The organism is Neorhizobium petrolearium (assembly GCF_017873175.1).
Taxonomy (GTDB): Bacteria; Pseudomonadota; Alphaproteobacteria; order Rhizobiales; family Rhizobiaceae; genus Neorhizobium; species Neorhizobium petrolearium.
In genome coordinates this window covers 12,145-37,615 of record NZ_JAGGJW010000006.1, presented here as the reverse complement: position 1 = coordinate 37,615, position 25,471 = coordinate 12,145, and the positions used below count along the sequence as shown (strand labels likewise).

Here is a 25,471-nt window from a genome sequence, read left to right as displayed (position 1 = left end):
TGACCTAGTGTCGGGTCATTCCGCACGGGAGGTTTTCGACGATTGATACTGTCATTCAACGCCTCCCTTTGTTCGATCCTAAGCGGTGAGCGGTTTATACCCGAGCAATTCGGTATTGCCAAGCGTTCACCACAACCTGACGGAAGGTGATGCGCAAACGACACAATTTCAGAATGGGAAGGGTAGAATGCCGCCAATGGCCAACGAGCCGAACGGTGACAACTGGCGTACAGATGCCATCGCCTCAAAACCAATTCGATGTCTGCTTCGGGCAGAGCGAACAACTGCCTCTGTCACCGAAAGGGGGCATTACCGACCGCCGTGCGGGGCCATAGGTGGACACTCGTTATGTCGGAGCAAATCTTCCGCTGTAGGATTAAAGAATTCAGTAGTCCGACAAAGAGTATCTTGCGTCTGGAGAACCAAAACGAGGCTGCACGCCGAGAAGAGGCGCAGCGCGGCTGATAATCGACTTGATCATAGGCGCGGCGGTGGATGCTGCCGTTCGGCCGCTATGCTCACCTGTCTTTGGAGCATCGATGATCGAAAGCACCACATATTTCGGCCTGTCCATCGGAAATGCCGCGACGAATGCATTGAAGTTGATATCGTTCGCGTACCGCCCATTGATCACCTTGTCGGCGGTGCCCGTTTTGCCACCTACGTTGAATCCTTCGACTTGGGCGCTCCGGCCGGAGCCTTTCAGGCCATTCCAGGTGTAAAGATAACGCATGTCCGCACTGGTTTTGTCCTTTATGACGGTACGCGACAGCAGTTTCGCCTGCTCGCGACTACGGCGAAGAAATGTCGGAGGGACAAGACTTCCGCCGTTGATCAATGAAGCGGCGGCGACCGCCGTCTGCAACGGCGTGGTCGCCACGCCATGGCCGAACGAGATCGTCACGGAGTTGATTTTCTTCCATGTGCGCGGCTGGGTCGGCGTTGCGACACCGGGCATTTCGGTTTTCATCTTTGACAGGAGCCCGAGCTTTGCCAGAAATTGCTGATGCCCTTCGATGCCGACCATATCGGCAATCGCGGCCGTGCCGATGTTTGATGAATACTGGAAGACTTCCGGGATTGTCAGCGCCCGGTTCTTGCCCTTGAAATCCCTGATCGTGAAGCCGCCCAGTTGGATCGGCCGGGATGCGTCGACAACGGAATTCAAGGTAATCTTCTCTTCGTCTAGTCCCATCGCCAAAGTGAAGCTTTTGAATGTCGAGCCCATCTCATAGGTCGCATTGCTCACCCGATTGAACCAGCCCTTTTCGTATTCCTTGTCCACGTTTCCGTCAGGAAGCGTTCGCGACGGTTCGTTCGGATCGTAATCGGGCACCGAGGCCATTGCGAGCACTTCACCGGTGTCGACATCGAGAATGACCGCACCGGCGGCCTCGGCCTTGTAGGCGATCATCGCCGTAGCGGCCACCTCACGCACGATGTTCTGGACACGAATGTCGATCGAAAGTGTAACTGGCTCCAGCGGCGTATCGCCTGTCATTCCGGCAGCGCGGAGATCCGACAAGCCTTGCTGGTCCAGATATCGCTCCATGCCGGCGAGACCCTGGTTGTCTACGTTCACATGGCCTAGAATATGCGACGCGGTTGCATTCCCCGGATAGAAGCGCCGCTTCTCCGGACGAAACCCGACGCCGGGGATGCCGAGCGCGAGAACAGCCGCCTGTTGCCGAGGCGTCAGTTGCCGCTTCAACCACTGGAAGGCAGTCCCTGAACGCAGCCGTTTGTGTGTTTCGCTCCAATCCAGATTCGGAATAACCTGCGCGAGCTTCTCCACGACCTCGTCCGCATCGATGATGCGCCGCGGGTCCGCATAAAGCGATACCATGTTAACGTCAGTCGCAAGAAGTGCGCCGTTGCGATCGACTATGTCGGGGCGTGATGCCACCACGGTAGGGCTGCCGAGCGAAGCGGTGGTTAAGGGATCAGCGATACCATATTGAACAAGCCGGGCGCCAATGAGGAAGAAGACGACCGAAAAACCCGCGATCAAAATCCCCAGTCGCTGACGTGCCTGTTTCCTCCGGCAGGCACCGGTGCCAATGAACTCCCCGCGTCCTTCGGCGTCCCGCCGCCTCACTATAAAATGAGCGCGCCTCTTCAATCGGACGACAAAGGAAATCATGGAGGAAATCCATTTAACGCAATAGTCTGAAATGGGCGAAGAATGCCGTTGCTAAAAATTTAATAAACATGCCGATTTGCTCGCGGCAATGAGCGGCGAGCAACCCGTCAGAAACGATCGCTACACGATTAATATACAATTAAAAACGTACCATTCTCGGGCTCTGGCATTAACGGTACCAATGACCGCTCCGAGCGCCAAGGCGATAGGGCCGCAAAACCGCGCATCGATGGAACGTTCGCTCAAAAGCACTGCAATCCTCCGCCCGTCGAAAAACGCGAGGCCGCCTTCGAGCAGTTTTTGACGACCGAACGGCGGCTCTCTGCGTTTAAGGAACGAGGCGTGGCATAGCGGCCACCCGATGATAGGAATCTCACCGGCCGATTACGCATGCACTGCGGACGCCGCGAGAGGCTGGCGTTGGACTTTCCGCGGATCTGGCAGATCATGAACGCTTTGCGAGACGTTCTTCGCAGATGAGGCGAACCAACTTCTGAAGCACCTCTATGCGTTCGATGATCCAGCGAAGCTCTTCCTCCGTGATCTCGTAATGCGGCGAATATCGCGCATCGACGTAGGCGCGATCGAGCCGCTCGAAACAGCGGCGGGCAAACTTGGTATCTCGCGGCCACGCCTCGATCAGGCGCGCGTCGATCCGCTCAGCCGAAGAGCGCAAGAATTTCAGGCGATGCGACTTTGGCGAGTAGAGGGTAAGGACGAGCAGGACGCAGTGATAGAGGCGCTCGGTTGACTGGTGGAGGTCGAAAGCTGCGTCGTTCCAATATTGCCTTCGGAGTCCTTCCTTCGCGAGCTCCAGACGCCTCTCGGCGCTCGAATACCATTTTTCAAAATATCCCTGTGCCTCCTTTCGCGCCTCTTCCTCGCTGAGCAGCTTTGGCGTCACAAACGGATGCCCTTCCTTCTCGTAGAGCATGATGCCGTCGCGGATGATGTCGATAAAGAACGGTCTTCCACGTGCCAGCTGGTCGTTCACGTCCTGCAGCGTGTGAACGATGATGTTGACCGGCGTCTCGATTTCCTTGGTGATCGTCAGCTCGCGCAGGAAATGATCGGACACCTCCTGCCATAGATCATTGTCTTCCCCGACGCTCTTCAGGTTGGCGACAACGAGAATATCGTAGTCGGACCTGTAACCGCTCTTACGGTCTTCCACCCAGTCGCCGCGGGCGTGCGAACCAAAGAGGATGACCTTCAAGATCCGCCCGGCTTTCTTCTTTTCGGAAAGCTTCGACTGCTGAGCCGCCTCGAATTCCTCGAAGATGATTTTCAAGGCGCGTGCCAACTCTCGCTGCTTGCGCTCCGGAAGATGCCCGACGGCCTCGCTATCAGTCACGGGAACACTTGCATCCATTGTCTCCGTCGCCGGTTCTGGTCGATCTGCAAATCCAGAACCTACGCCCTCGTATTCGTCTTCCGTTCAAAATCATGCCTGGCGGAGCATAGGTCAAGCCCGCTCCAGCGCAGAATGAGAAAACTCCTACCAGCTCAAATCTCGAATAAAGCGTTACAGGGACACGACATTTATTTGGGGCGCTGAACTCAAAGACAGAAAATTTCGTTCCACCGGCCGGGCCGGCGAAATGGGCAAAGAACTCACTTATGCGGCCGGTTCGGCGTGCGCGGTCAGGGTTCACCCGCCGTGGGAGCGATCCTTGCAAGGGTGCGAACCATTCCAAGGATACTAGCCCGCACGGGCATCGGAAGATCCTGAAAGGCGTCGATGAGGTGCTGCCCCTCCGCCGTCGAAATATAGGCAAGCCGCGCTGCCCATTCCGGGCTCATGTGACTTCCCTCACCCGCCGCATTCGGCAACGCACTAAAGAAGAACTCGACCGGAACCTCCAGAATGAGGCTGATCTCGTACAGAGTTGACGAGGTTACGCGATTGGCGCCGGTTTCATATTTCTGCACCTGTTGAAACGACATGCCCAATCGCTCAGCAAGTGCTCCCTGCGTCATGCCGAGGTGCGTTCGCCTTAAACGAATCTGCTGACCGATAAGCTGGTCGATGGTTCTCTCGCCAACCTCGGCCGGCAGACCTGTCGATGGGCACTGCGCCCGACGAGCGACTGCATATGTCATGGCAACTCCCTCCAGGAGCAGACAATGTCCGCTACGCGAAACCTGGTGATCGGGGAGTTCGAATGCCGATAGATTCAGCCCCTGCGGCCTTTGGCAAAGCCTGTTTTATACGCCGCAGGCTCCCCGACCATAGAGGAGTGTTGCCTTCCGGTGGCACGGACCGACCTATGGGGATTCGAAGCCCCAAGCAGCCTGCGCTGCTCGACTCCTTTTTAAACTCTCAGATTATTTTTGCAAGCACTGCGAGCAATTCCTGCCAATCTTTCTGTCCCATGGAAGCTCGAATATCTCCTGTTTTTCGGCTCGCTAAGTGTCGATGGCGCAGAATATTTTCAATATATATCAGCCACATAAAATCAATATCATTTCAGTCTTCGAACCTCATCGACTATGCTCGCGTCAGTTGATTTGGAGGCTGAGATGACCGAGAATTCAATTCAGGAGAGAGGCGCTGGTATCTCCGTCACCTCTAGCCGCAACACGCGCGCGATGATCGACAAGGCCGGCCCGCAGTTTGATCTCGCATATCAGTCAGGCGTCATGGGACTGTCCGCCAGGCCCATGAAAGAAAGGTTCGTTTCCATTGACCTTGGTGGATCGAATAAATGCGTCCTCGACTTCATAAGATGCTCCTACCTCGGTCTCGACAACCATCCCGAAATCGTCGCCGGCGCAATCGACGCCATGACACAATACAAAAGCCTGCATTGGTCCTGCGCTCGCACCCGTCTCAATTTTGCATTGTTGACCACACTTGAGAATGAGCTTGCCGATCTGTTCCAGGCTCGCGTCATCACCTATTCGAGCGTTCTCGCAGCAAACATGAGCGCGCTCCCGCTCATCGCGTCCGGCCATCTTACCGGAAATAAAAAACCGGTGATGGTCTTTGACCGCTTCGCGCATGCGACGCTCGCGTTTCACAAGGCGACGCTTGCAGCAGAAACCGCCGTCATCACCATCGATCACAATGACGTTTCCATGTTGGAGCAGATCTGTAAGCAAAACCCCTGCGTCGCCTATATTTGTGACGGCGTTTATTCGATGGGCGGTGCGGCGCCGCTCGAGGCTCTTCTGTCGCTTCAACAGCGATATGGCCTTTTCCTCTATATCGATGACGCCCACGGTGTTTCGCTCTTCGGCCGCCAAGGCGAAGGCTTCGTACGTTCGCAAGTTCCAGGCGGCGTTGGTGACCGGACGATCATCGCCGCCTCACTCGGCAAGGGTTTCGGGGCCTCTGGCGGTCTCTTGATGCTCGGCAGCAACGAACATGAAAAACTTTTCCGCCGATTTGCGATTGCACATGCCTTTTCCGCATCACTCAATCTTGCAGGCGTGGGTGCCGCGCTTGCCTCAGCGAAATTACATCGCACTGCTGAACTCTTACGCCGGCAGATTTTTCTTGGTGAACACATCGAGCAGTTCGATCGCCTCTGCAAGACCGACCAGAGCGGACTGCCGCTTCCGATCCGCTTTATCAAAATCGGCGACGAAACGACTACGATCAGTGCAGCGCGAACGCTGATCGATCGCGGGTTTTACACGTCCGCCGTCTTTTTCCCAACCGTGCCGCAAGGTGAAGCGGGCCTGCGCCTTTGCTTGTCAGCAAGCCACACAAAAGAGGGAATCGAAGGGCTCTGCCAAGCACTTGATGAGGTTCTCCGGCAAGACCAGGAGATAAGGGGATGACGATGAGCCTTTCCCATGCCGCTTATCGGCGCGCGCTGAAGGTCATGCCTGGCGGCAACACCCGCACATCCAATTTCGAGAAGCCGCATCCAACCTACCTCGTTTGCGGAAACGGAGCCTACGTCACCGACGTCGACGGCACGCGCTATCTCGATTTTCAGAACAATTTTACCACCCTCATCCATGGCTACGGCCATCCCTCAGTCGTCAATGCCATCCGCCGGCAGGCGGGCCTTGGCTTAAGCTTTGCCGGCCCAACCGTCGCCGAAATCGAACTCGCCGAGTTGCTTGTCGAAAGGGTCTCCTATTTCGAACAGATCCGCTTCACCAATACCGGTTCAGAAGCCGTGATGATGGCGATCAAAGCCGCTCGCGCTTACACCGGCCGCGACCTGATCGCCAAATGCGACGGCGCCTATCACGGCAATTACGATGTGGTGGAAGCCAATGTCACGCCCCTTCCCCTTGCAGGGACGGAACGGCCGACGCCGAAGGGCGAACATTCAGGTGTCGCCCGCTCTGCCCTTTCGGATTGTTTGATCATTCCGTTCAACGATATCGAAAGGACGAGGAAGATTATCGAAAGCGCGGCGGATCGGTTGGCGGCGATCGTCGTCGACCCTTTGCCGTCCCGCATCGGCCTCATTGCGATCAGCGCCGACTACCTCACTTTTCTTAGAAATTTCACGCTCAGGAATTCCAGCCTGTTGACCTTCGACCAGGTTTTAAGCTTCCGGCTCGGCTATGGCGGCGCTCCAGTTGCCAAGTCAAACTTTCCCGATCTCTGCGCGATCGGCAAGATCATCGGTGGCGGGCTGCCGATCGGCGCCGTCGCCGGCCGCACCGATATCATGGCGGTATTTGATCCAACTCGGGCGGACCGCGCTCGTGTTATCCATTCGGGCACCTTCACCGCCAACCCGCTCAGCATGGCTGCAGGACTTGCGGCAATGACGGCCCTACCACGATCAGAACTCGACCGGCTGAATGTGCTTGGCGCGCAAGCCCGAAACCTGATTGCCGAGGCATTCGCGTCTGCCGGCATCAAGGGCACGGTCACCGGCGAAGGATCGCTTTTCCGCCTGTTTGTCGGGCCCGAACAAGTCGCAAGCTACGCCGATACGTTCGCCTCTGCCCATGACCCCAGGCTGAGATCGGTTGTCGCGCGTATGCGAGAGCGCAAGGTTCTTTTGTCATCGATCGGGCTTGGAGCCCTCTCAACCCCGATGACCGGGACCGATATCGCATATCTTGCTGAAACGCTCGAAGAGGCACTGCGATCGCTGAACAGCGAGCCGACTTAAGTCATCTGCAAGCAGGGAGGAAAGCCCGTGAATATAGAAACTCGCCGGCTGTTCATGCGGCCCGTCAGCGTACTGGACGGTGACGCGCTTTATCGGCTGCATTGCGATCCGCTGGTGGTGGAACTGATCATGCAAGGTCGATCGCCGACCCGCGAAGAATCCGACGCAAGGCTGTCCCTTTATCTCGATGAATGGCGGCGATACGGCTACGGCTTCTGGATGCTCTACCTGCGTGAAAGCAATGGCGATCTGACATTCGTTGGTCGGGCAGGTCTCAGACACTATGATGACAAGGATGTCGAAATCGGCTGCTGTCTCTTTGGATTCAGCTCCGGCAAGAAGATTGCATTGGAAAGTCTAGGGCCGATCATTGCTTATGCGTTTGAGCGTCTGCCGATCGTCCGACTTGTCTCGGTCATTCGGCCGGAGAACATCCGATCGCAGAAGATGACCGCAAATCTTGGCTTTAGCTACCGCGGCATGACCGAGCATAACGGCACTGCGTTCAGGTTTTATGAGATGAAGCGGGCGGACAACCCTTTCTGCGAGCGCGAAAAAGTCTGACTGCGCCCCCCCACTCTTCGTACTGCATTTCCGCTCAGCGCACATCGTCTAACTGATGGCGGCAACAGGGGATGTCGGGTGGACATTAAGCCTGGCTGCGCGCAAAGGCGGCTGTGGAATTTCGACGACCCGCTTTTGCGGGCCTTGGATCGCAAACGCAGGTCTAAACGGTCTCCCTTGCCCTGATAAGCGACCCCATGATTGCCGGCACGGCGACGCCTGCTGCCGGCAATCATGTCGAGACCCGTGTCACCTCCTCCCCTTGGAATGACGACGCCCTTCCATTAGGCGGCCTTGCACTCTTCATCCGTCACCATTCTGACACCACCGTAAATCGCCACATTGATCTCAGGTTGGTCGACGGCATGTTCCGGCCAGAAGCGCGACTTCTCATAGGTGAATGCGCCCTTTCTGTAATAACCGACACCGGGCGTCGAAACGAGCAGAGGCGTTGCAATGCCCGCAAAGTTCATCGTGAAATGATAGCCAGATTTCACGACGACAAAATCGAGACTGCCGATATCGATCCTCTGGCTGGTGAAGACCGCCGGATCGTGACTGAAGGCCGGCTTACTCGTCAATATCAGATAGAGGCGGTCATCGATCAGCAGGACGGCAGTCTCGCCTAGCGAGCTTTCCTCGCCGCCATGAAACGGACCAGCCAGCGTGAAGCTGCCGTCGCTGACATGCAATACCTTCCCGGTTACCTCGCGCGGGCGAAAACCCGGCGTGATTTGCCCGCCAACTTTCATCGTCACGACCGATCCGACGCCGGCAGCAATGGCAGCCCTGGCGCTGGCGGGATCGGTCATCGTCAATGCGCCCTTCAGATCGGCAAACTCATCGAGCACTGCCGACAGGAGGATCACGCTGTCACCCGGCGCGCCAGCAAGGATGCGATCCCCCATATCCGCCATGACATACGGTCGTTCCCGCGCCTCATTTCGAACTCTCAAAAAGGCCTCATCGATCGACAGGAGCTCATCCTCGAACCGCTCCCGGTAGCGCCAAAAATCTCCCGCCAGATCCTTTGCGATCTTCGCTGAAATGGGCTCGGGCCCATTTGTCATCACGGTGACCACCTGGCCAATATGGTGATCGTCTGCGTAGCGGAAGACATTGTAGATCGAAACATCGAGAACTTCCGGGAAAGCCTTTTGGAACGCGCGGGCCTTGGCATGGATTTCTCCCAGCGGCCCAGATGCAGTCTCTCCGGCTCCCGGCAAGATCATCGGCACGCGAGCGCTCGTCGTCACGGGAAACAGCGAGCCTCGAAGCGTTTGAAGTACCAGTCTTGCAGCCTTCGCGCCGCATTCAACCACGTCGGAATGCGGGTTTTCCTTGCAGGCAATGCACACATCAGTATTGCGCAACATCGCATCGGTGAGATGCGCATGCAGGTCAAGACCGATGCCAACAGGCACGGCCGGCCCGACCAGCGCTCGCAGTCTGAAGAGCAGGTCGCCTTCAAGATCAGCAAGCCGCGTCGTGGCACCGGCACCATGCAGGTCAAGGACGACCGCATCAGGCTTCAGTCTCTCGATTTCGTCTAAAAACTCCTGCGCGACCCGCTGGTAAAAATCATCGTCGATCAACCCGCTTGGCGGTGCGGCAACCGAAAGGGTCGGCAGGATCATCGCCTCGCCCTGAAGCTCCATGACGATCCCCGCCAAGGTCGAACCGGAAGCATTCAAGACCAGCTCACCCCGCTCAATCTCGAACTGCTCCTCCGCGGCAGGCTGCGGATTCAGGCGGTTGGATTCGTGATAGAGCCGACCGACGGCTACTCGAAAAGGCTTCAATGTCATCATCTTTCTCCCATGATGTGCTGAAACGGACGCTATTGCTGGCTCCATTCGTTCCAGCGCTCGATCAAAAGCTGCGTATGGGTATTGATCCACGCCGCGTCCGGCTTGATCAGCCGGCTGAACACTTCAGGCGATGTCGGGACCATGGCGCGAGCCGCCTCCCCCATGGCCGCGGCAGCCGAATAGCGTGCGGGTGTGCATGTCAGCGCCTCGCAGACCTTGGCCTGCGCTTGCGGATGGTCCAGGAAATAGCGCAGGAAACGGATTGCGTTGTCGCGATTTGGCGCGTTCTTGATCAACGCCCAGCGGTCACCAACCAGGAAGGCCTGGTCCTGACGCCAGGCGAGCGGCTGGCCTTCCTGCTTTAATGCGGCCGCGCGGGTCTGCCATATCTGCCCGATCACATATTCACCTGTCCTGAACCCTTGGGTCGACTGGTCACCGGTCTTCCACCACAGCCCTATATGGGGCCTTAAATCGTTCAGCCTCTTGAGGGCTCGGTCGATATCGAGCGGGAACAGGTCCTTGGGCTCCACACCATCGGCAAGCAGCGCCGCAGCCATCACCCGCCACGGATCGTTGAAGTTCGGCAGCGCCCGCGGGCCTGGAAATCGATCGACGTCGAAAAAGTCCTTCCAGTTCGCCGGACCGTCCTTCGGGAAACTCTCCGTGTTGTAGACCATCAACGTGGTGCCATAACCGAACAAGACCCCGGATGGATTGCAAGCGTCTGAAAGCAGATCCTTGTCAGTGACATAGTCGCTACAAAAGGCCGTCATGTCTTCGTTGAGGGACCGGTGCAGCTCGGAGGCGGCCTGGATCTCGCCTGCCTGATAAAGATCCCATTCGACTTTGCCAGTCGCCGCCATCGCCTTCACGCGGGCTACATTCTCCGCACCGGTGCCCGAGACAGTGACGACCTTTATTCCGGTCTCTTTGGTGAAGGGGTCAAAGAAATGCTCGCGCATCTGACGTTCCCAAGTACCGCCGGTCGTGGCAATCACGATCTGCTCGTCGGCGAAAGACGGTTGAGCGGCGGCAATCGTGAAAGCCAGCAGGCAGGCGACAGATCTCAAATGCATGCGCAATGATCTGACGACGTGACTTGTTGGTCTAAAGGAGTGAGCAGTTGCGATCGGCATGGAAATAATCCCTTTCGTTGGGTTCGTTAGCGCTGAGCAGGGACTGGATTGCGACTGAAGACATGCAACGCTCCCATCACAAGCAGCGATGTGACGGTGAGCACCACTGACACCGCGGCAATTACCGGCGTCAGATTGAAGTCGATGTCCTCGAACATCTTGCGGGTGATGGTCTTGCCTTCGATGCCGGAGAGGAAAAACGCGACCGTCGCCTCATCAAAGGAGGCCAGGAAGGCAAATACGGCTCCGCTTGCAACGCCGACACGGATGTTGGGCAGGACGACCGAAAAGAAGGTGCGGATGCGGCCGGCGCCGCAATTGAGTGCTGCGAGCTCAAGCGTCGTGTCGAAGCGCTGCAGGGCCGCAACCACGGTGAGCACGACATAAGGCACGGCAAGCATGGTGTGGGCGATCAGGAAGCCCAAAAAGCTGCCGGACAGGTTGAGTGGCGCAAACGCGAGAAACACGGCCACTGCGATGACGATGTGGGGGATGATCATCGGGCTTAGGGTAATGGCCTGAAACAGGCCCTTGCCCGGGAAGCTGCCCCTCACAAAGGCAATGGCGGCAAGCGTTCCGATGATTGTGGCCGAAAGCGTCGTCGCCAGCGCAATCTTCAGACTGAACAAAGTGGCGGCACGCCAGTCGGGGTCCGACAGGTATTGACCATACCAGCGCAGTGTCAGGCCGCGCGGCGGAAACTCCAGGTAGCTGGCGCTGCCGAACGACATGGGAAAGATGATGACGATCGGCAGCACCAAGAAGAGCAATATCAGCAAAATGAGAAAGCCTGCGGTGACCGCGCCGAGACATTTCCAAAGCGACCGGCTATTGCGAGAAACCAAGCTTTTGTCCTCGTTGGCCATTTCGCGGGTCGCGAGCGCAAACTCCAGATCAGGCGACATTGGAAATCCCCCTGTTGTTGGAAAGTGCCTTGCGGAAGCAAACGACGATCACAAGGGTGACGCAGAGCAGAACAGTCGACAGCGCACCGGCAAATCCCCAGTCGAGCGTCTCGGTTGTCTGCTGGCCGATCAAAGTCGCCATCAGCAGGCTGCTTGGGCCGCCGACAAGCGCCGGCGTCACGTAAAAGCCGAGCGCGAGGATGAAGGTCATCAGGCAGCCCGCGAAAATGCCGGGCAGACTGAGCGGCAGCAGGATCCTGGCAAACACGGTGAACTGGCCTCCCCCGAGATTGCGGGCTGCCTGCACGAGCTCGGTCGGGATTGCCCGGATCGCACCGAAAATCGGGAGGATCATGAAGGGCACGAGCACATGCGTCATCGCCAGGATGACGGCGCCCTCGGTGTAGATGAGCTTCAGCGGCTCGGAAATCACGCCAAGTCCCAAAAGCGCATCGTTGACCAAGCCGCGTCGCTGCAGGATAACGATCCAAGCATAGGAGCGCACCAGTGCCGAGGTCCAAAGCGGCAGCAACACGCAGGCCATGACCACGCCTGCGAGATCGCGTCTGAGTCTTGCCATCGCAAGCGCCACCGGATAGCCAAGCGCCAGGCTTGCCGCCATTACGATCAGCGCGACAATGACGGTCCGGCCAAGCACGCGCAGATAAAGAGGCGTTTCCAGAAGCCGGCGGTAGTTGTCCAGGCCAAAATCGGGCGCAAAGAAGCTTTGTCCCAATAGGCGTCCGACCGGATAGACGAATCCGAAGCCGAGCAGCAGGCAAAGCGGAATAATCAGGATGAGTGACAAGCCGATCGGATAGTGGCGCCACGATTTGGACTTCGTGAATGATATTGCGGCCCGCACGGGCAGTTTATGGGTCTTTGCCTTCTTCATGCCGCCTGCCTCTGCTGATGGGAAAACAACCGCACGGCGGACGGTTCAGCGAAGACGTCGACGATATCGCCAGGAACAAGCGGCAGCGATCCGCCGTTGGCCGGTAGGCGAGCCTCGACTACCTCCCCTGCTCGCCCATCGATCGCAACCAGAACGACATAGGCTGCGCCGACGAAGAGCGCGGCCTCGACTCTGCCTTTGAAGCCACCTGGCCTCACATCCCCGCTCGGACGGACGGACAAGTCCTCGGGACGGATGGCAACGGTCAGGCGCTGACCAACCACCGCCGTCGCGCTGGAAGTCGGGCATTTCACAGTGGCTGTTTGCGACAGGCGGATCACCGCTTCGCCGCCATCATGGCCGATATATTCGCCCTCAAGGAAATTCATCTTGCCAATAAAGCCTGCCACGAACGCATTGGCCGGCCGATGGTAAAGGTCGATGGGAGCGCCGACCTGCATCAATTCGCCGTCGGCCATGACTGCGACGCGATCCGACATCGTCAGCGCCTCCTCCTGATCGTGAGTGACATAGACGACCGTGACCCCAAGCCGTTTTTGAATCCGCTTGATCTCAAGCTGCATGGTTTCACGCAGCTTCTTGTCGAGCGCGCTCAAAGGCTCGTCCATCAAGAGAACCGGCGGCTCGGCGACCAGCGCTCGTGCGACCGCGACGCGCTGCTGTTGGCCCCCAGACAATTGCTGCGGCAACCGGTCGGCAAACCCCTCCAGTCGAACCATCGCCAGCATCGCGTCGACCCGGTCACGCGCTTGCGCACGGCTGCAGCGACGCATTCGCAGTGGAAAAGCGATGTTCTGTGCTACCGTCATGTGCGGGAACAGAGCATATCTTTGAAACACCATGCCCACGTCGCGCTTGTTTGGAGCCTCGAAGGTGATATCCCGCGTCCCGACACTGATGCGCCCGCGATTAGGTGCCTCAAACCCCGCAATCATCATCAGCAGGGTCGTCTTTCCCGAGCCGGACGGCCCCAACAGCGACAAGAATTCCCCTGCCTGGACGGCAATCGACACATCGCGAACAACCGCCGTCTCGGCAAAGTTCTTCTCGATCTTTTCCAGAGTTACAGTCTCACCTTTCAAAATCACCCTCCTCATCGCAAGCATGTCCAAGTACAGACACTCATATCATACGTTTTACTGTCGAATTTATTACGACATCATTCCAAAATATCGAAGCAACACCATCAGATTCTCGTCTGGATTGAATTTTTATACTTTTATTTCACCATACTATCGCTCAGATAGACTTATAGTTTTCTGCATTTTATTGATGAATACATTTATCATGAACATGATGCAACAAAAATATTTCAAATCGTTTGAGGGGACGAATAGGACATGAGTGACAAACACGAATCTCTCGAACGAGCGTCCGGAAAAAGCGTCGGCCTTGGCGATCACGCCTACACAGTCCTCAAGGAGAAGTTGATTCGAGGATCGTTCCGTCCTGGAGAAAAACTGACGGTGCGGAGGGTCGCCCAGGAATTCGGACTGTCGAGCACACCGGCTCGCGACGCATTGAACCGCCTGGCGATTGAGCATGCGCTCGTCTATGCCGGCCCCAAAACGGTCATCGTCCCAAACCTTACGCTTTCACAGTTGCGCGAGGTCACAGAAATGCGCCTCGCGCTTGAAGGGCTTGCCGCCGAGAAGGGAGCAACAGCAATCTCTTCGGATATGATTCCTGCGCTTGAAACCATCCAAAATCGCATCAATGCGGCCCTAGACAGGCAAGCCTATGCCGAAGCCCTATGGGCCAACAAAGAGTTTCATTTCTTCTTTTACGAACGCTCCAACATGCCGATCCTGGTCGCCACGATCGAGCAATTGTGGCTACGCATCGGCGCCACCTTCAACGACCTCTACCCAGCCTTTGCCATCTCCCGGTCCGGCGTAAGCAACCACTGCGCAGCAATCGAGGGACTGCGACATGGTGACCCCCACGAAGTGCGCGCCGCCATCGAAACCGATATTCGTAACGGCTACCGTCAGTTGCGACACGTCCTTTCTGAGCGCTTTTTGGAAAAATAACCTGCATTCGATTTTTTTGTTGCGTCAAAATCGAAAATCTGGCTTCCTTTTGGTGTCGCTGGCCTGCCGCCGGCCCGGAGGAACTCATGCCGACACGAACACCGATACTTCAAACACCACCGGCGCATATCTCGGAGGATCTTTACCGACGGGCGCGGGTCGTCATTCCAGACGGCGTCAATCGCGCCACCGTTGATCGCGATCCCCGTCCCGACTACGTGGGCTGGGGCCGAGGCGCCTATGTCCACGACGTCGACGGCAACGGTTATCTCGACCTCAACAACAATTTCACGACACTCATCCATGGGCATGCCTTCGAGCCGGTCGTCGAGGCCGTCAGCCGAACGCTCAAGGATGGCAGTTGTTTTTCCAATCCGACGGTACATGAGATCAATCTTGCCGAATTATTGTGCGAAAGAATTCCGGCGGTAGAACAGGTTCGGTTTGTCAATACCGGCACCGAAGCCGTGATGTTTGCAATCAAGGCGGCCCGTGCCGCCACAGGCCGTCCCGCGATCGCCAAGATCGAGGGCGCCTATCACGGTGCCTATGACTGGGCCGAAGTCGGCCAAACAGGAACGCCCGAAAACTGGGGCTCGCCCGAGGCGCCTTTCAGCGTTCCCTGTTACCCAGGTCAACCGCGTTCGGTGACCGACGACGTTGTTCTGCTTCGCTTCAACGACGCCGACGGTGCTCGTCGCCGCATTAAAGCTCATCACGAACAGTTGGCCTGCATTTTGATCGACCCGGTCCCAAGCCGCGCAGGACTTCTGCAGCCAGACGAAGCGTTCCTGACCGCAGTGGTCGAAACCGCGCGACAATATGGAATTCTCGTTATTGCCGACGAAGTCCTTAATCTGCGTCAAAGCTATAGCGGCGCATCGGCCCGCTTCGGGCTCGATGCCGATCTGATTGCCATGGGCAAAATAATCGGCGGCGGATTTCCGATCGGCGCGATCGGCGGAAAAAAGACTGCCATGGCCGTGTTCGACGGGCGGGGCGGTCGGCCGCTATTGCCTCAGGCAGGCACATTCTCCGCCAATCCCGTTTCGATGGTCGCCGGCCTTGCCAGCATGAGAGCCATGACGCCCGAGCAGTTCGAGCGGCTTGAACGGCTCGGGGGTCACCTTCGCACGCGTTTGCGGCAAGTGATTGCGAAATACGAGGCGCCTTTCAGCATCACCGGTTCGGCTTCACTGTTTCGCCTGCATCCGAGGCTTCAGGCCCCGCGGGAATATCGGGAGGCTTATCTTTCCAGGAACGAGGCCGATACCATGCGCCAGCTCGGACGCCATTTCAAAAAGCATGGAATTATCCTGCCCTTTGGCGCCGCAGCCAGCCTCTCGACGGCGATGGGAGACACCGAAATCGAACTTATCGTCGATGCCTTCGAAAAGGCGCTCGTTTGCGAGGAGTTAGCAGCATGAATTCCCCTTCGATCCCGACGGTTGCCGAACGTATCGCACTTGCTCTGAAACGACACGGCGTCGATGTCATTTTCGCCCAAAGCCTGCCCTCTGCGGTTATCCTCGCCGCCGAGGCGATCGGAATTCGCCAGATCGCCTATCGACAGGAAAATATGGGCGGCGCCATGGCCGATGGTTATGCGCGCCGCAACGGTCGCGTTGCAGTCGTTGCGGCGCAAAATGGCCCCGCCGCAACGCTACTCGTGCCACCGCTTGCGGAAGCTTTGAAGGCCAGCGTTCCCATCATTGCCCTCGTCCAGGATGTCGAGCGCAACCAAGCCGATCGCAACGCCTTCCAGGAACTGGATCACCTTGATCTTTTTCGCGTCTGCGCCAAGTGGGTGCGGCGGGTCATCAGCGCCGATCGGATCGATGACTATGTCGACATGGCCTTCACGGCTGCCGCATCCGGCCGACCTGGCCCTGCTGTGCTTCTCCTGCCCGCGGATCTCTTGCGCGAACCAGCGCCGCCAGCACGTTTCGCCCGCAATTCAAGTCTTGGATCGATTCCGCTGGATCTCACCCGGCCCAATGACAACCTCATCCAGGAGGCGGCCGAACGCATTGCCTCAGCCCGCGCGCCGATCGCAATCGTGGGAGGAGGTATCCACAACGGCCAGGCCGTTACAGCGCTTGCCGGGCTTCAAGAGCTTGCCAACCTCCCCGTCTTCACGACCAACATGGGGAAAGGTGCCGTGGACGAACATCATCCGCTGTCAGCCGGGGTGATTACGCTGACCGGCCCAAGATCCCTGGGCCGCCATTGCCGTGATCTCATCGATGACGCCGATCTCGTGTTGTTGGTCGGCACCCGCACAAATCAGAACGGCACCGATAGCTGGCGCCTCATTCCTCAAACGGCAAGCGTCATTCACGTGGATGTCGATCCCCAGGAGATCGGACGCACCTATGAGGCCATCCGCCTGGTTGGCGACGCCGGCGAGACACTGTCGGCGCTTTGTGCTTTTCTCGAACGGCAGGACCTCCATCGCCGCCAGGCAAACCGAAAGCGCGTCGAAGCCCTGATCGCAGCGGCTTGGGCAAGCTTTGAAGACGATCGCCGCTTGCTCCTCGACGCAAACAAATCGCTTCTTCGTCCCGAGCTTGTCATGGTGGAACTGCAAAGTCGCCTCACCCCCGACACCACCGTCGTAGCGGACGCCAGTTATTCTTCCATGTGGATCGTTGGTCAGTTGCGCAGCCTGAAAAGCGGCATGCGCTTTATCAGTCCAAGAGGACTTGCCGGCCTCGGCTGGGGACTTCCGCTTGCCATCGGCGCCAAGGCAGCGGTTCCCGAACATCCCGTCGTAATCGTCGTCGGTGACGGTGGCTTCGCCCATAGCTGGGCCGAACTGGAAACGCTGGTTCGCTGCAATCTACCCGTGATCATCATCCTGCTCAATAACGGGATCCTCGGCTTTCAAAAACACGCGGAGACTGTGAAATTCGGACGCTTCACCAGCGCCTGCCATCTCAATCCAGTTGATCACGCGAAAATTGCCGAAGCCTGCGGATGCGCGGCCGTGCGCGTTCACGAACGATCGGACCTCTCCGCCGCGCTCGATCGCGCCTTTAACGGTGACGGACCGTTGTTGATTGAGGTGATGACCAGCCCCGATGCATTTCCACCCCTGTCACTGTTTGCTCAGCTGGAGGACGTGGCATGACGCAAGGCGATCACTGGCGCGTGGCGATCGTCACGGGTGGAACCAGCGGGATCGGCTTTGCTTGCGCGCAAAAGCTTTTGGAAAGCGGACACCGTGTCGCCATCTTCAGTCAGAGCCGCGAAAAGGTCTGCCAAGCCGGCAGTGCGCTTGCACAGGACTTCGGAAACCATCGGGTTCACGCGGCCACCGTCGACATTCGAGATCCTGATGCGCTGAGACTGTTCTTTGCCAAGGTAACTTCGCTTTGGGAGGAACCGAAAGTGCTCGTCTGCAATGCCGGCTGGTCGCCCAAGCCAAATGGCAGACGGACCGAGTTCAGCCGTATCGCACTGGAGGAATGGAACGACACGCTTCGTGTCAATCTGACGGGCGCGATGGTCTGTTGCCAACTCGCAGCACCGGCGATGTCGGCAACCGGCTTTGGCCGAATTGTCTTCATCGGCTCGGTCGCGGGGCGCACCTTGCCGCGCATTGCCGGAACCGGCTATGTGGTGTCGAAATCCGCACTCGCCGGCCTCTCGCGCTCGCTGGTGGCCGAATATGGCGCGGCGGGAATTACCGTAAACACCGTTGCACCTGGCCGCATCCTTACGGAGATGACAGGTCCGGCAGATAGCCCGGAGAATTGCGCCGCGCGAACGCGCATCCCCTCTGGCCGACTGGGTCGGCCGGAGGAAGTCGCAGCCGTTGTCGACTTCCTTGCCTCGGATGCCGCCAGTTTTATCAACGGCGCCGTAATCGACGTCAATGGCGGAGAATTCGTGCCTGTATAGCCGGGCGACTAGACGAGGTCCTCAAGTGGCATCCGGACGTGCTGCGCGCGCAGGTGGAGCGATTTCACCAAATCCGGAAGAGCGGCAATCATCTCCTGGCATCGCTCTTCAAGCATCCCCAGCGCCCGTTTTTGCTCGCCGCTTGCCAAGGCCGCAGCAAGGCGGCTCAGATCTGCTGGTATTTCACCTGGGCTCGGCATCGACCGCAATGCAAAGAGCCGAACGGGCCTTATGCGGTCATTGAATTGCCGCACGGCTCGCACCAGACGCAAGTTGCCAGCCAAGAGAGCCACTTGTTCATAAAAGGTCTCGATATAGACGGTGCACGCGTTGGCGGCCAAGTCGACTTCTCCCGGAAGGTCAATGGGCGTGGGAACGGGCGGCAAATCGTCAAGATCGAACCGATTGGCGCTCTTTTCGATCGCGAAACGCAGCATGAGGAAAGTCAGTTCGTAATCGGCGCGCAGATCATCGATGTCGAGCGGTTTGACATAGTAGCCACGGCCTGGAACGAAACCAATCACCTCCTCATGAACGAGCCGGATAAGCGCTTCGCGGATCGGTGTCGGGCTCAATTTCATGCGCTCGGCAAGCGTCCGAATGTTGAAGAACGTGCCAGGAAAAGACCTGTAGCTCGTTACCGCCGATTTGAGCCGGGTATAGGCCTCCGTCGATTTGTCAGGCGATATGCGATCTCCATGAACTGCTTTCATCAATCATTGCTGCCATTCGATTTTTGCCGTCAACCGGCTCCTGCCCCTACACGTTCTGGTAGACTAACACGGCTGTTCGGAATGAACTGGTATTTCCAGGCGATATTGGAAATATATCGACCGCCTCCGGAGCTTCATGCAGCCGAGCAGATTGACGGTCGTTCCGGCTCAAGTGAACGTGCAGAAAATGGACATTCACCTTTCATACTCATCACGATCGAAATCGCGAGCGCGTCGTTCATGGACAGGCGAAGAGATCTGAAACTTGGAAGCTTCTGCAATCCTTTCTTCCCGATCCCTGTTCACTCCCGAGGTCTCAGCCGTTCCACGCTCCGGCGTCACGATGCTGTGGTCTTTCGCGACCGCAGGTGCAGCCTCTCGATGAGCGGGGCTTGCTACCGCGTGCAAGCCAAAACCCGCCTCGGCCCCGGGAATCTCCGCTGCCTTCATAATCTTGCTTTGAAGATCTCGTTTGATGTCTTGCCGAAGGACGTTGATTTCTTGGGCATCGGCTTTGGAGCGAAAGACGACCTCTCTGAAGCGCCTTATAGCCGCGAAGGCGACATGTCCGACGTCGTTCACCCGATTGCCGAACGGCTCGGCTCGATCGGCCTCTTTTGACGGCCCCCACAGCTCTCTGGCGAGAGGATTTCGCGAGCGGCTCTGATCTCCTGCGATCGCGCTTGCGTTCCTTTCTTGCCGCGGTTCAATGTCCTCGGATCCGGCACCTGGCAAATCACGCATGTCGTGTTTCACACGAAAACGCCCGCCTTCGTCTTCCTTCATCGGCCTGCTATCTGCGCTTCGAGACTGCCAATCGTTGCCATGCTCGACACGGGCCCGCGACCTTGCCATTTGCTCTGGCACGACTGCGCCACGTGTCGCAGCCTGCGATGAATGGCCCAACGATTGTCGATCGAGATCCTGAAAGCGCGCGAGCTTCAAACCTGCAAACTGCTGGATTTGTGCCGTGTAGCCTGCCGTCGACAACAACTGCCAGTTCCGCTGCGCAATCGAACTATACGCACGGCTACGCTCACTTGCAGGTAAATAAGGTAGCTCCCAGCGTTTCGCGCTATAACGGCGCTGGCCGTTGACGCTTGTGCCCTCATACTGCGTGCGTCCGAGGTAGTTGATCGGTCGTACATGTTTGTTCGAATATGCCGGTGCGGTGAGCATGTCGCGGCGGTCGGTCATTTCCAGATTGAGGCCGCGTGCACGGGCCTTCTCTGCCAAAGTCAAGCGCCACCGCCTGAAATCGGAAATCCAAACCGTCAACCTGTCGCCATAGTCTGACAGGGTTGCCACAACGGCATGCACATGAATATGCGGCCGTCTTCCTCCCTCCAGCTGAGGTTTCGGGTCGTGAACCGGATCATGAACAGTAAAGACATAGCGATGGCCTTCGAAATCCTGCGCCAAAAACGCGCGGACTGCGTCTTCAAACCGGGCTGGATCCGTCCCATGGTGAGCGGAGACGACGAGATGCATGGTGTCACGGGGCCGAATGCTTCCAAGCTTTGCCTGCCACCTTTGCTCGACAAGCTCACTTGCGGCTTTCATGTCGTCGATCGGCTTGCCCCGCTCGTCATGAACCAGATCACGATGCGTCTCCACCAGGGCTTGAAGCTGCGACCTCCCGTACTGCATGCCATGCCCACGTCCGGTGAACCGGAATTCTAGTGCCTCCGCCTCCCTCGCGAACGCTTCCATCAACCTCGCCTTTATCACCTTGCTCGCGTGACGGTCGGTCGCAAGGCGGCCTTCCGTCGGAGACAATAGCACGACCAGTCCCTCAATTCGCGTTGCCCCAGAGGTCTGCGTCGCAGCCAGTGCGAAGGACCTGTCTGCGAATGCCTGTCTGGCGACAACCAAGCCAAGATCCTCAGGTCGCGCCGCCGCAGGCCGCCACGCCACCTCAATTTCAAATAAACCGATATCCTGGCTCGCCTTCCGGTCGCTTAAAAGCGGTCGCCATTCTCGCGACGTCGTATCGGCGGCATCTTTGCCGCTGCGCGTTTCTCCCCGCTCGTTTTCGATTTTCACCTCACCGTCGCGTGAAATATAGCTGATTTTCCTTTTGACACCGGCACCGCCCCCAAAGCCCAAAACCTTTACGACTGCGGGCTGGGCCCCGAGCGCGAGCCCGATAAAGCGTTGAGGCATGCCGCGTTCAGCCCTGCCCCCAGTGCGCCTTGCGCTCAAGCGCTGTCCTTTCTTGGTAAAAATGCTCATCGAGTCTGGCGGCACTTCTCCGCGAGCACGCCGCCACCATTCCTCAAGTTCCGAACGTCTTTCCTGATTGGCCGCAAGCTCAATTTTAAGCGCCTCACGCCTGCTGACCCACTCATTGAGAAAGCTTTGATCGATAGCCGGCATTTCAATCCCTCCTTGATTGCGGGGTAATCTTCTTCGCTCGAACGGACAGCTCCACACACAGAGCCGCGATCACGCGTTGCATTTTCAACAAATCGGCCTTGAACGGTGCCTCCGCGAAACGCCCATCACGGTTGAGAGCAATCAAAACCCGCGTGAGATTGCAGCCTTCCGCCCGCAGCTCTTCTCGCAAACACAGGAGCAACAGACGATCTTCGTCGGTGTAGTACGGTTGGGCCCCGGCGCCGCTGAGAGCCACCGATCGGGTGAAGTCGACGACAGTCAGTTTCGCTTGCGCGGCTGCCTGCGCAATAGCCGCATGTTCCTCCGTCGTGACCCGGAGGTAAATCGTTCTTTCGCGTCGCTGCCCCATGTCTGCAGTCCTCACCCGCAAGCTGATCGCCCGTCGTTTCCACGATGGTGGTTTTAAAACGGACGGTTCAACATGATCTCCAAGGCGACGAACCTTACCGCAATTTCACTTACTCATCCAGAGAAAGTCACTTATTTTATTATATGTCTTTTCCGCAATCCCAACACAGATCCCACGGGCGACGATCTAAAATTACAAAAAAAAGATTATTTACAATAGTTTATTTCATATTTTCGTTTCCTCCGATAAGCATCCGGGAAGGCGAGACGTAAGACGCGACTTGAGGATGATACTGAAATAGTCACATTTCAGATTTGATTTGAGAGCATGCGCCAGAAGCCGCCTCCTGGAATTCTTCACCGCGCAAACCCGCAACCCGAACACCCGTCACGCCTATGCCAGGGCAGCGATGGGTTTCCTGAGCTGGCGCGAGCAACGGGGCCGTGCGGCCTCGCTGGAGACCCCTGTCCGGTTTCCTGCGGCTGGGGAAGACCGTCGGGGCATGACCTATGCTCGATACCGCAATGCACGTGAAAACGTTGCCGATATCCGGATCTTACACTGGACCGCCTGTCGCATCGGTTGGGTATGCCCTCCCATCAGATACCGGCCGCAGTTAACCGCACCTCCCGGACGCAAGGTGTCACAGGTCGTGAACGAGTCTCGGAATTGCCGCGATCGTCGCCGCAATTCAGCATTCCCAGCGTCTTTTAATGATCTGCGAAACCGCCCATCAATCCCTATGCGCTTTCCATGCATGAACTGGAGGATGTTCATGCGTAGCCCTCGCCAGCATTTGAAACCGAAAAAGCAAAATCGCATCCTTTCGATTGCCAAGGCCGTCCCTGGCCTTTTGGCCGGTGTTCTCATGATTGGCGCAGTCGGATACTACGGCGCGGGTGATCTTATAGGATCGGTCGCCGCATCGGCACGCGGATGCGACATCAAGGGCAATATCAGCATCAATAGCCGGGAACGCATCTTTCACGTCCCCGGCCAAGAGGACTACGCTGCGACGAAGATCAGCCCGCGATACGGCGAGCGCTGGTTCTGCTCAGAGGACGAAGCCCGCGCAGCAGGTTGGCGCAAGGCGAGGAATTAGGCCTCGCGGTTCTTCGCCTCAGGCGGGCTACCGAAAAGCGCCAGGTCCCGACGCGCAAGCACCAGGGTTGGCATGAATGCCGCAATGACGAAGCAAGCGACTATCGCCGGACCGCGGCCAGAGTTCGGAGCCGCGGCAACTCGCCTGCTGGACCCGACGGCTCAGTCGAAAGGATATACAAGAAAAGCGTCCCTCATCACGCGCCAACGCCCTTTGAATTTACCTGCTCGCTTGGCGACCCTAAACTGGGCTGTCGGGCGAATTGGATGCGGTTTCTGTTTGCAGCCTCACAGCCATTACGCTGCATCTCCATGCTTACGCACCAGATACGCGCCTTTCAGGAACGCACCGTAGGCATCCGCAACCCCGTCCTTGAGCCCAATCCTCGGCTTCCAACCCAGGCGCTGCAGCTTTTCGGCGCTCATCAGCTTGCGCGGCGTACCGTCCGGTTTGGAACGATCGTGGACAATTTTCCCCTCGAAACCGACGATCTCGCAGACGAGTTCGGCCAGTTCGAGGATGGTGATGTCCTCTCCAGACCCCACATTGACGTGCGTGTCGCCCGAATAGGTCTTCATCAGATAGACGCAGGCGTCTGCGCAATCGTCCACATGCAGGAATTCACGGCGCGGCGTGCCGGTGCCCCAAAGGGTAATCTCAGGAAACCCGTTAACCTTCGCTTCGTGGACCTTGCGGATGAGTGCCGGCATGACGTGGCTCGATTTCAGATCGAAATTATCGCCGGGACCATAAAGGTTCGTCGGCATGGCCGAGATGAAATCGCGACCATGCTGCCTGCGATAGGCCTGGCACAGCTTGATGCCGGCGATCTTGGCAATCGCATACCACTCATTGGTGGGCTCCAGCGGGCCCGTCAACAATGCCTCCTCGACAATCGGCTGGTCGGCGAATTTCGGGTAGATGCAGGATGAACCGAGGAACATCAGCTTCTCCACCGCGACCCGGTGGGCCGCGTGGATGACGTTCGCTTCGAGGATGAGGTTGTCGTAGAGGAAATCGGCCGGATAGGTATCGTTGGCAAGGATGCCGCCGACCTTTGCGGCGGCGAGGAAGATCGCATCCGGGCGGTTCTTCTCCATCCAGACCTCCACCTCCTCCTGCCTCGTCAGGTCGACCTCAGCGCGCGTGGCCGTCAGGATCGTGCAGCCTTCAGAGGCCAAACGGCGGACAATCGCCGATCCGACCATGCCGCGATGTCCCGCAACATAGACTTTCTTACCGGCAAGGCCATAGATCGCCTCAGGCATGGGCAAGCCCCTTGTTGCCCCCCGCAGACGGCACGTTGCGGGCCATCACCTTCAAGTCCTCCCGAACCATTTCAGCAACCAGTTGGTCGAGATTGGTTTCATGCCTCCAGCCGAGCTTCTGATGCGCCCTGGCCGGATTGCCGATCAGTAGGTCGACCTCGGTCGGACGGAAATAGCGCGGATCGATCTCGATCACGCATTGACCGGATGTCGCGTCATACCCCTTTTCGTCGACGCCCTCTCCGCGCCACTCGATCGGCATGCCGACCTTGGTAAAGGCTTTCTCCACGAAGGAGCGCACCGTGTGCGTTTCGCCGGTCGCCAGAACGTAATCGTCCGGCTCGTCCTGCTGCAGCATCAGCCACATGCCGCGCACATATTCACGCGCATGCCCCCAGTCGCGCTTGGCATCCAGATTGCCGAGATAAAGCCGATCCTGAAGACCAAGATGAATGGCGGCCGCCGCGCGGGTGATCTTGCGAGTGACGAAGGTTTCGCCGCGGATCGGGCTTTCGTGGTTGAACAGGATGCCATTCGAAGCGTGCATCCCGTAGGCCTCACGGTAGTTCACGACGATCCAGTAGGCGTAAAGCTTGGCGGCGGCATAGGGCGAACGCGGATAAAACGGCGTAGTTTCGCTTTGCGGCACTTCCTGCACCTTGCCGTAGAGCTCTGAGGTGGAAGCCTGATAAAAGCGGGTCTTCTTGGTCAAACCCAAAAGGCGGATCGCCTCCAGCAGGCGCAAGGTGCCGATACCGTCGGCATTGGCAGTGTATTCCGGCGTCTCGAAGGAGACCTGTACGTGGCTCTGGGCGGCGAGGTTGTAGATCTCATCCGGCTGGGCTTCCTGCACGATGCGGATGAGATTGGTCGAGTCCGTCATATCGCCGAAATGCAGGATGAAACGCGGATTTTCGACATGCGGATCTTCATAAAGATGCTCGATGCGATTGGTGTTGAAACTTGAGGAGCGCCGTTTGATGCCGTGGACGGTGTAGCCCTTGTCTAGCAGCAGTTCGGCAAGATAGGCCCCATCCTGTCCGGTGACGCCGGTAATTAATGCAACCTTGCCGTTGCCATTCGAATTTTCACTCATCATGACCCTCTACCGAAACGCATCGGTTATCGA

The 25,471-nt window shown here is 57.8% G+C and carries 21 protein-coding genes; 8 read left to right on the top strand and 13 right to left on the bottom strand.

Annotated features, from left to right (window positions below):
• Positions 1–385: 385 nt before the first annotated feature.
• The 3 genes from J2046_RS12570 to J2046_RS12560 all read right to left on the bottom strand — a co-directional run bounded on the left by J2046_RS12570 (position 386) and on the right by J2046_RS12560 (position 4,246).
• Entirely contained in the window at positions 386–2,143 is a 1,758-nt protein-coding gene (locus J2046_RS12570; protein WP_210052254.1) for a peptidoglycan D,D-transpeptidase FtsI family protein, read from the bottom strand.
• Between the two features lie 445 nt (positions 2,144–2,588).
• On the bottom strand, positions 2,589–3,515 hold the full coding sequence (locus tag J2046_RS12565; protein WP_210052253.1) for a HEPN domain-containing protein: 927 nt from the start codon (positions 3,513–3,515) through the stop codon (positions 2,589–2,591).
• Positions 3,516–3,787: 272 nt separating this feature from the next.
• On the bottom strand, positions 3,788–4,246 hold the full coding sequence (locus J2046_RS12560; RefSeq protein ID WP_210052251.1) for a helix-turn-helix domain-containing protein: 459 nt from the start codon (positions 4,244–4,246) through the stop codon (positions 3,788–3,790).
• A gap of 420 nt (positions 4,247–4,666) precedes the next feature.
• On the opposite strand from J2046_RS12560, the gene J2046_RS12555 reads away from it, so the two are divergent.
• The 3 genes from J2046_RS12555 to J2046_RS12545 are packed head-to-tail and all read left to right on the top strand — an operon-like array spanning position 4,667 to position 7,800.
• Positions 4,667–5,932, top strand: a complete 1,266-nt coding sequence (locus J2046_RS12555) for an 8-amino-7-oxononanoate synthase family protein (RefSeq protein WP_210052249.1) — start codon at positions 4,667–4,669, stop codon at positions 5,930–5,932.
• Positions 5,929–7,236 carry an aspartate aminotransferase family protein gene (locus tag J2046_RS12550; protein WP_210052246.1) on the top strand — a complete coding sequence of 436 codons (1,308 nt, stop codon included), beginning with the start codon at positions 5,929–5,931 and terminating at the stop codon, positions 7,234–7,236. Before J2046_RS12555 ends, J2046_RS12550 begins: the two co-directional genes overlap by 4 nt.
• A gap of 27 nt (positions 7,237–7,263) precedes the next feature.
• Positions 7,264–7,800 carry a GNAT family N-acetyltransferase gene (locus tag J2046_RS12545; RefSeq protein ID WP_210052244.1) on the top strand — a complete coding sequence of 179 codons (537 nt, stop codon included), beginning with the start codon at positions 7,264–7,266 and terminating at the stop codon, positions 7,798–7,800.
• A gap of 284 nt (positions 7,801–8,084) precedes the next feature.
• Here the strand turns inward: J2046_RS12545 and J2046_RS12540 are convergent, their stop codons facing one another.
• From J2046_RS12540 to J2046_RS12520, 5 genes are all read right to left on the bottom strand, one after another.
• Positions 8,085–9,608 carry a M81 family metallopeptidase gene (locus tag J2046_RS12540; RefSeq protein WP_210052243.1) on the bottom strand — a complete coding sequence of 508 codons (1,524 nt, stop codon included), beginning with the start codon at positions 9,606–9,608 and terminating at the stop codon, positions 8,085–8,087.
• Positions 9,609–9,640: 32 nt separating this feature from the next.
• Complete coding sequence (locus J2046_RS12535; RefSeq protein WP_210052241.1) at positions 9,641–10,690, bottom strand: ABC transporter substrate-binding protein; 1,050 nt, start codon at positions 10,688–10,690, stop codon at positions 9,641–9,643.
• A gap of 86 nt (positions 10,691–10,776) precedes the next feature.
• Positions 10,777–11,655 carry an ABC transporter permease gene (locus J2046_RS12530; RefSeq protein WP_233469737.1) on the bottom strand — a complete coding sequence of 293 codons (879 nt, stop codon included), beginning with the start codon at positions 11,653–11,655 and terminating at the stop codon, positions 10,777–10,779.
• Positions 11,645–12,550 carry an ABC transporter permease gene (locus J2046_RS12525; RefSeq protein ID WP_210052239.1) on the bottom strand — a complete coding sequence of 302 codons (906 nt, stop codon included), beginning with the start codon at positions 12,548–12,550 and terminating at the stop codon, positions 11,645–11,647. The genes J2046_RS12530 and J2046_RS12525 overlap by 11 nt, the downstream gene beginning before the upstream one ends.
• Positions 12,547–13,653, bottom strand: a complete 1,107-nt coding sequence (locus J2046_RS12520; protein WP_210052237.1) for an ABC transporter ATP-binding protein — start codon at positions 13,651–13,653, stop codon at positions 12,547–12,549. The genes J2046_RS12525 and J2046_RS12520 overlap by 4 nt, the downstream gene beginning before the upstream one ends.
• 258 nt (positions 13,654–13,911) lie before the next feature.
• Here J2046_RS12520 and J2046_RS12515 point away from each other — a divergent pair, with 258 nt between their 5' ends.
• From J2046_RS12515 to fabG, 4 genes are all read left to right on the top strand, one after another.
• The gene (locus J2046_RS12515; protein ID WP_210052235.1) at positions 13,912–14,604 is read left to right on the top strand and encodes a GntR family transcriptional regulator; all 693 of its coding nucleotides are present in this window, start codon (positions 13,912–13,914) and stop codon (positions 14,602–14,604) included.
• A gap of 86 nt (positions 14,605–14,690) precedes the next feature.
• Complete coding sequence (locus J2046_RS12510; RefSeq protein ID WP_210052232.1) at positions 14,691–16,031, top strand: aspartate aminotransferase family protein; 1,341 nt, start codon at positions 14,691–14,693, stop codon at positions 16,029–16,031.
• On the top strand, positions 16,028–17,737 hold the full coding sequence (locus J2046_RS12505) for an acetolactate synthase catalytic subunit (protein ID WP_210052230.1): 1,710 nt from the start codon (positions 16,028–16,030) through the stop codon (positions 17,735–17,737). Before J2046_RS12510 ends, J2046_RS12505 begins: the two co-directional genes overlap by 4 nt.
• Complete coding sequence (fabG, locus tag J2046_RS12500) at positions 17,734–18,510, top strand: 3-oxoacyl-ACP reductase FabG (protein ID WP_210052229.1); 777 nt, start codon at positions 17,734–17,736, stop codon at positions 18,508–18,510. The genes J2046_RS12505 and fabG overlap by 4 nt, the downstream gene beginning before the upstream one ends.
• Positions 18,511–18,518: 8 nt before the next feature.
• Here fabG and J2046_RS12495 read toward each other — a convergent pair whose 3' ends face one another.
• The 3 genes from J2046_RS12495 to J2046_RS12485 form a co-directional block, all read right to left on the bottom strand.
• On the bottom strand, positions 18,519–19,223 hold the full coding sequence (locus tag J2046_RS12495) for a GntR family transcriptional regulator (RefSeq protein WP_210052227.1): 705 nt from the start codon (positions 19,221–19,223) through the stop codon (positions 18,519–18,521).
• A gap of 195 nt (positions 19,224–19,418) precedes the next feature.
• Positions 19,419–21,602 (bottom strand): relaxase/mobilization nuclease domain-containing protein, encoded by a 2,184-nt coding sequence (locus J2046_RS12490; protein WP_210052225.1) that lies wholly within the window; start codon positions 21,600–21,602, stop codon positions 19,419–19,421.
• A gap of 1 nt (position 21,603) precedes the next feature.
• On the bottom strand, positions 21,604–21,972 hold the full coding sequence (locus J2046_RS12485; protein ID WP_210052223.1) for a plasmid mobilization protein: 369 nt from the start codon (positions 21,970–21,972) through the stop codon (positions 21,604–21,606).
• Positions 21,973–22,747: 775 nt separating this feature from the next.
• Here J2046_RS12485 and J2046_RS12480 point away from each other — a divergent pair.
• Positions 22,748–23,074, top strand: a complete 327-nt coding sequence (locus tag J2046_RS12480) for a sunset domain-containing protein (RefSeq protein WP_210052221.1) — start codon at positions 22,748–22,750, stop codon at positions 23,072–23,074.
• A gap of 296 nt (positions 23,075–23,370) precedes the next feature.
• Here J2046_RS12480 and fcl read toward each other — a convergent pair whose 3' ends face one another.
• Both fcl and gmd read right to left on the bottom strand, forming a co-directional pair.
• A complete protein-coding gene (fcl, locus tag J2046_RS12475; protein ID WP_210052219.1) occupies positions 23,371–24,342 on the bottom strand; it encodes a GDP-L-fucose synthase in 972 nt (323 codons plus the stop codon).
• Positions 24,335–25,438, bottom strand: coding sequence for a GDP-mannose 4,6-dehydratase (gene gmd, locus J2046_RS12470; RefSeq protein WP_411828493.1), 1,104 nt, complete (start codon positions 25,436–25,438; stop codon positions 24,335–24,337). Before gmd ends, fcl begins: the two co-directional genes overlap by 8 nt.
• Between the last annotated feature and the right edge of the window lie 33 nt (positions 25,439–25,471).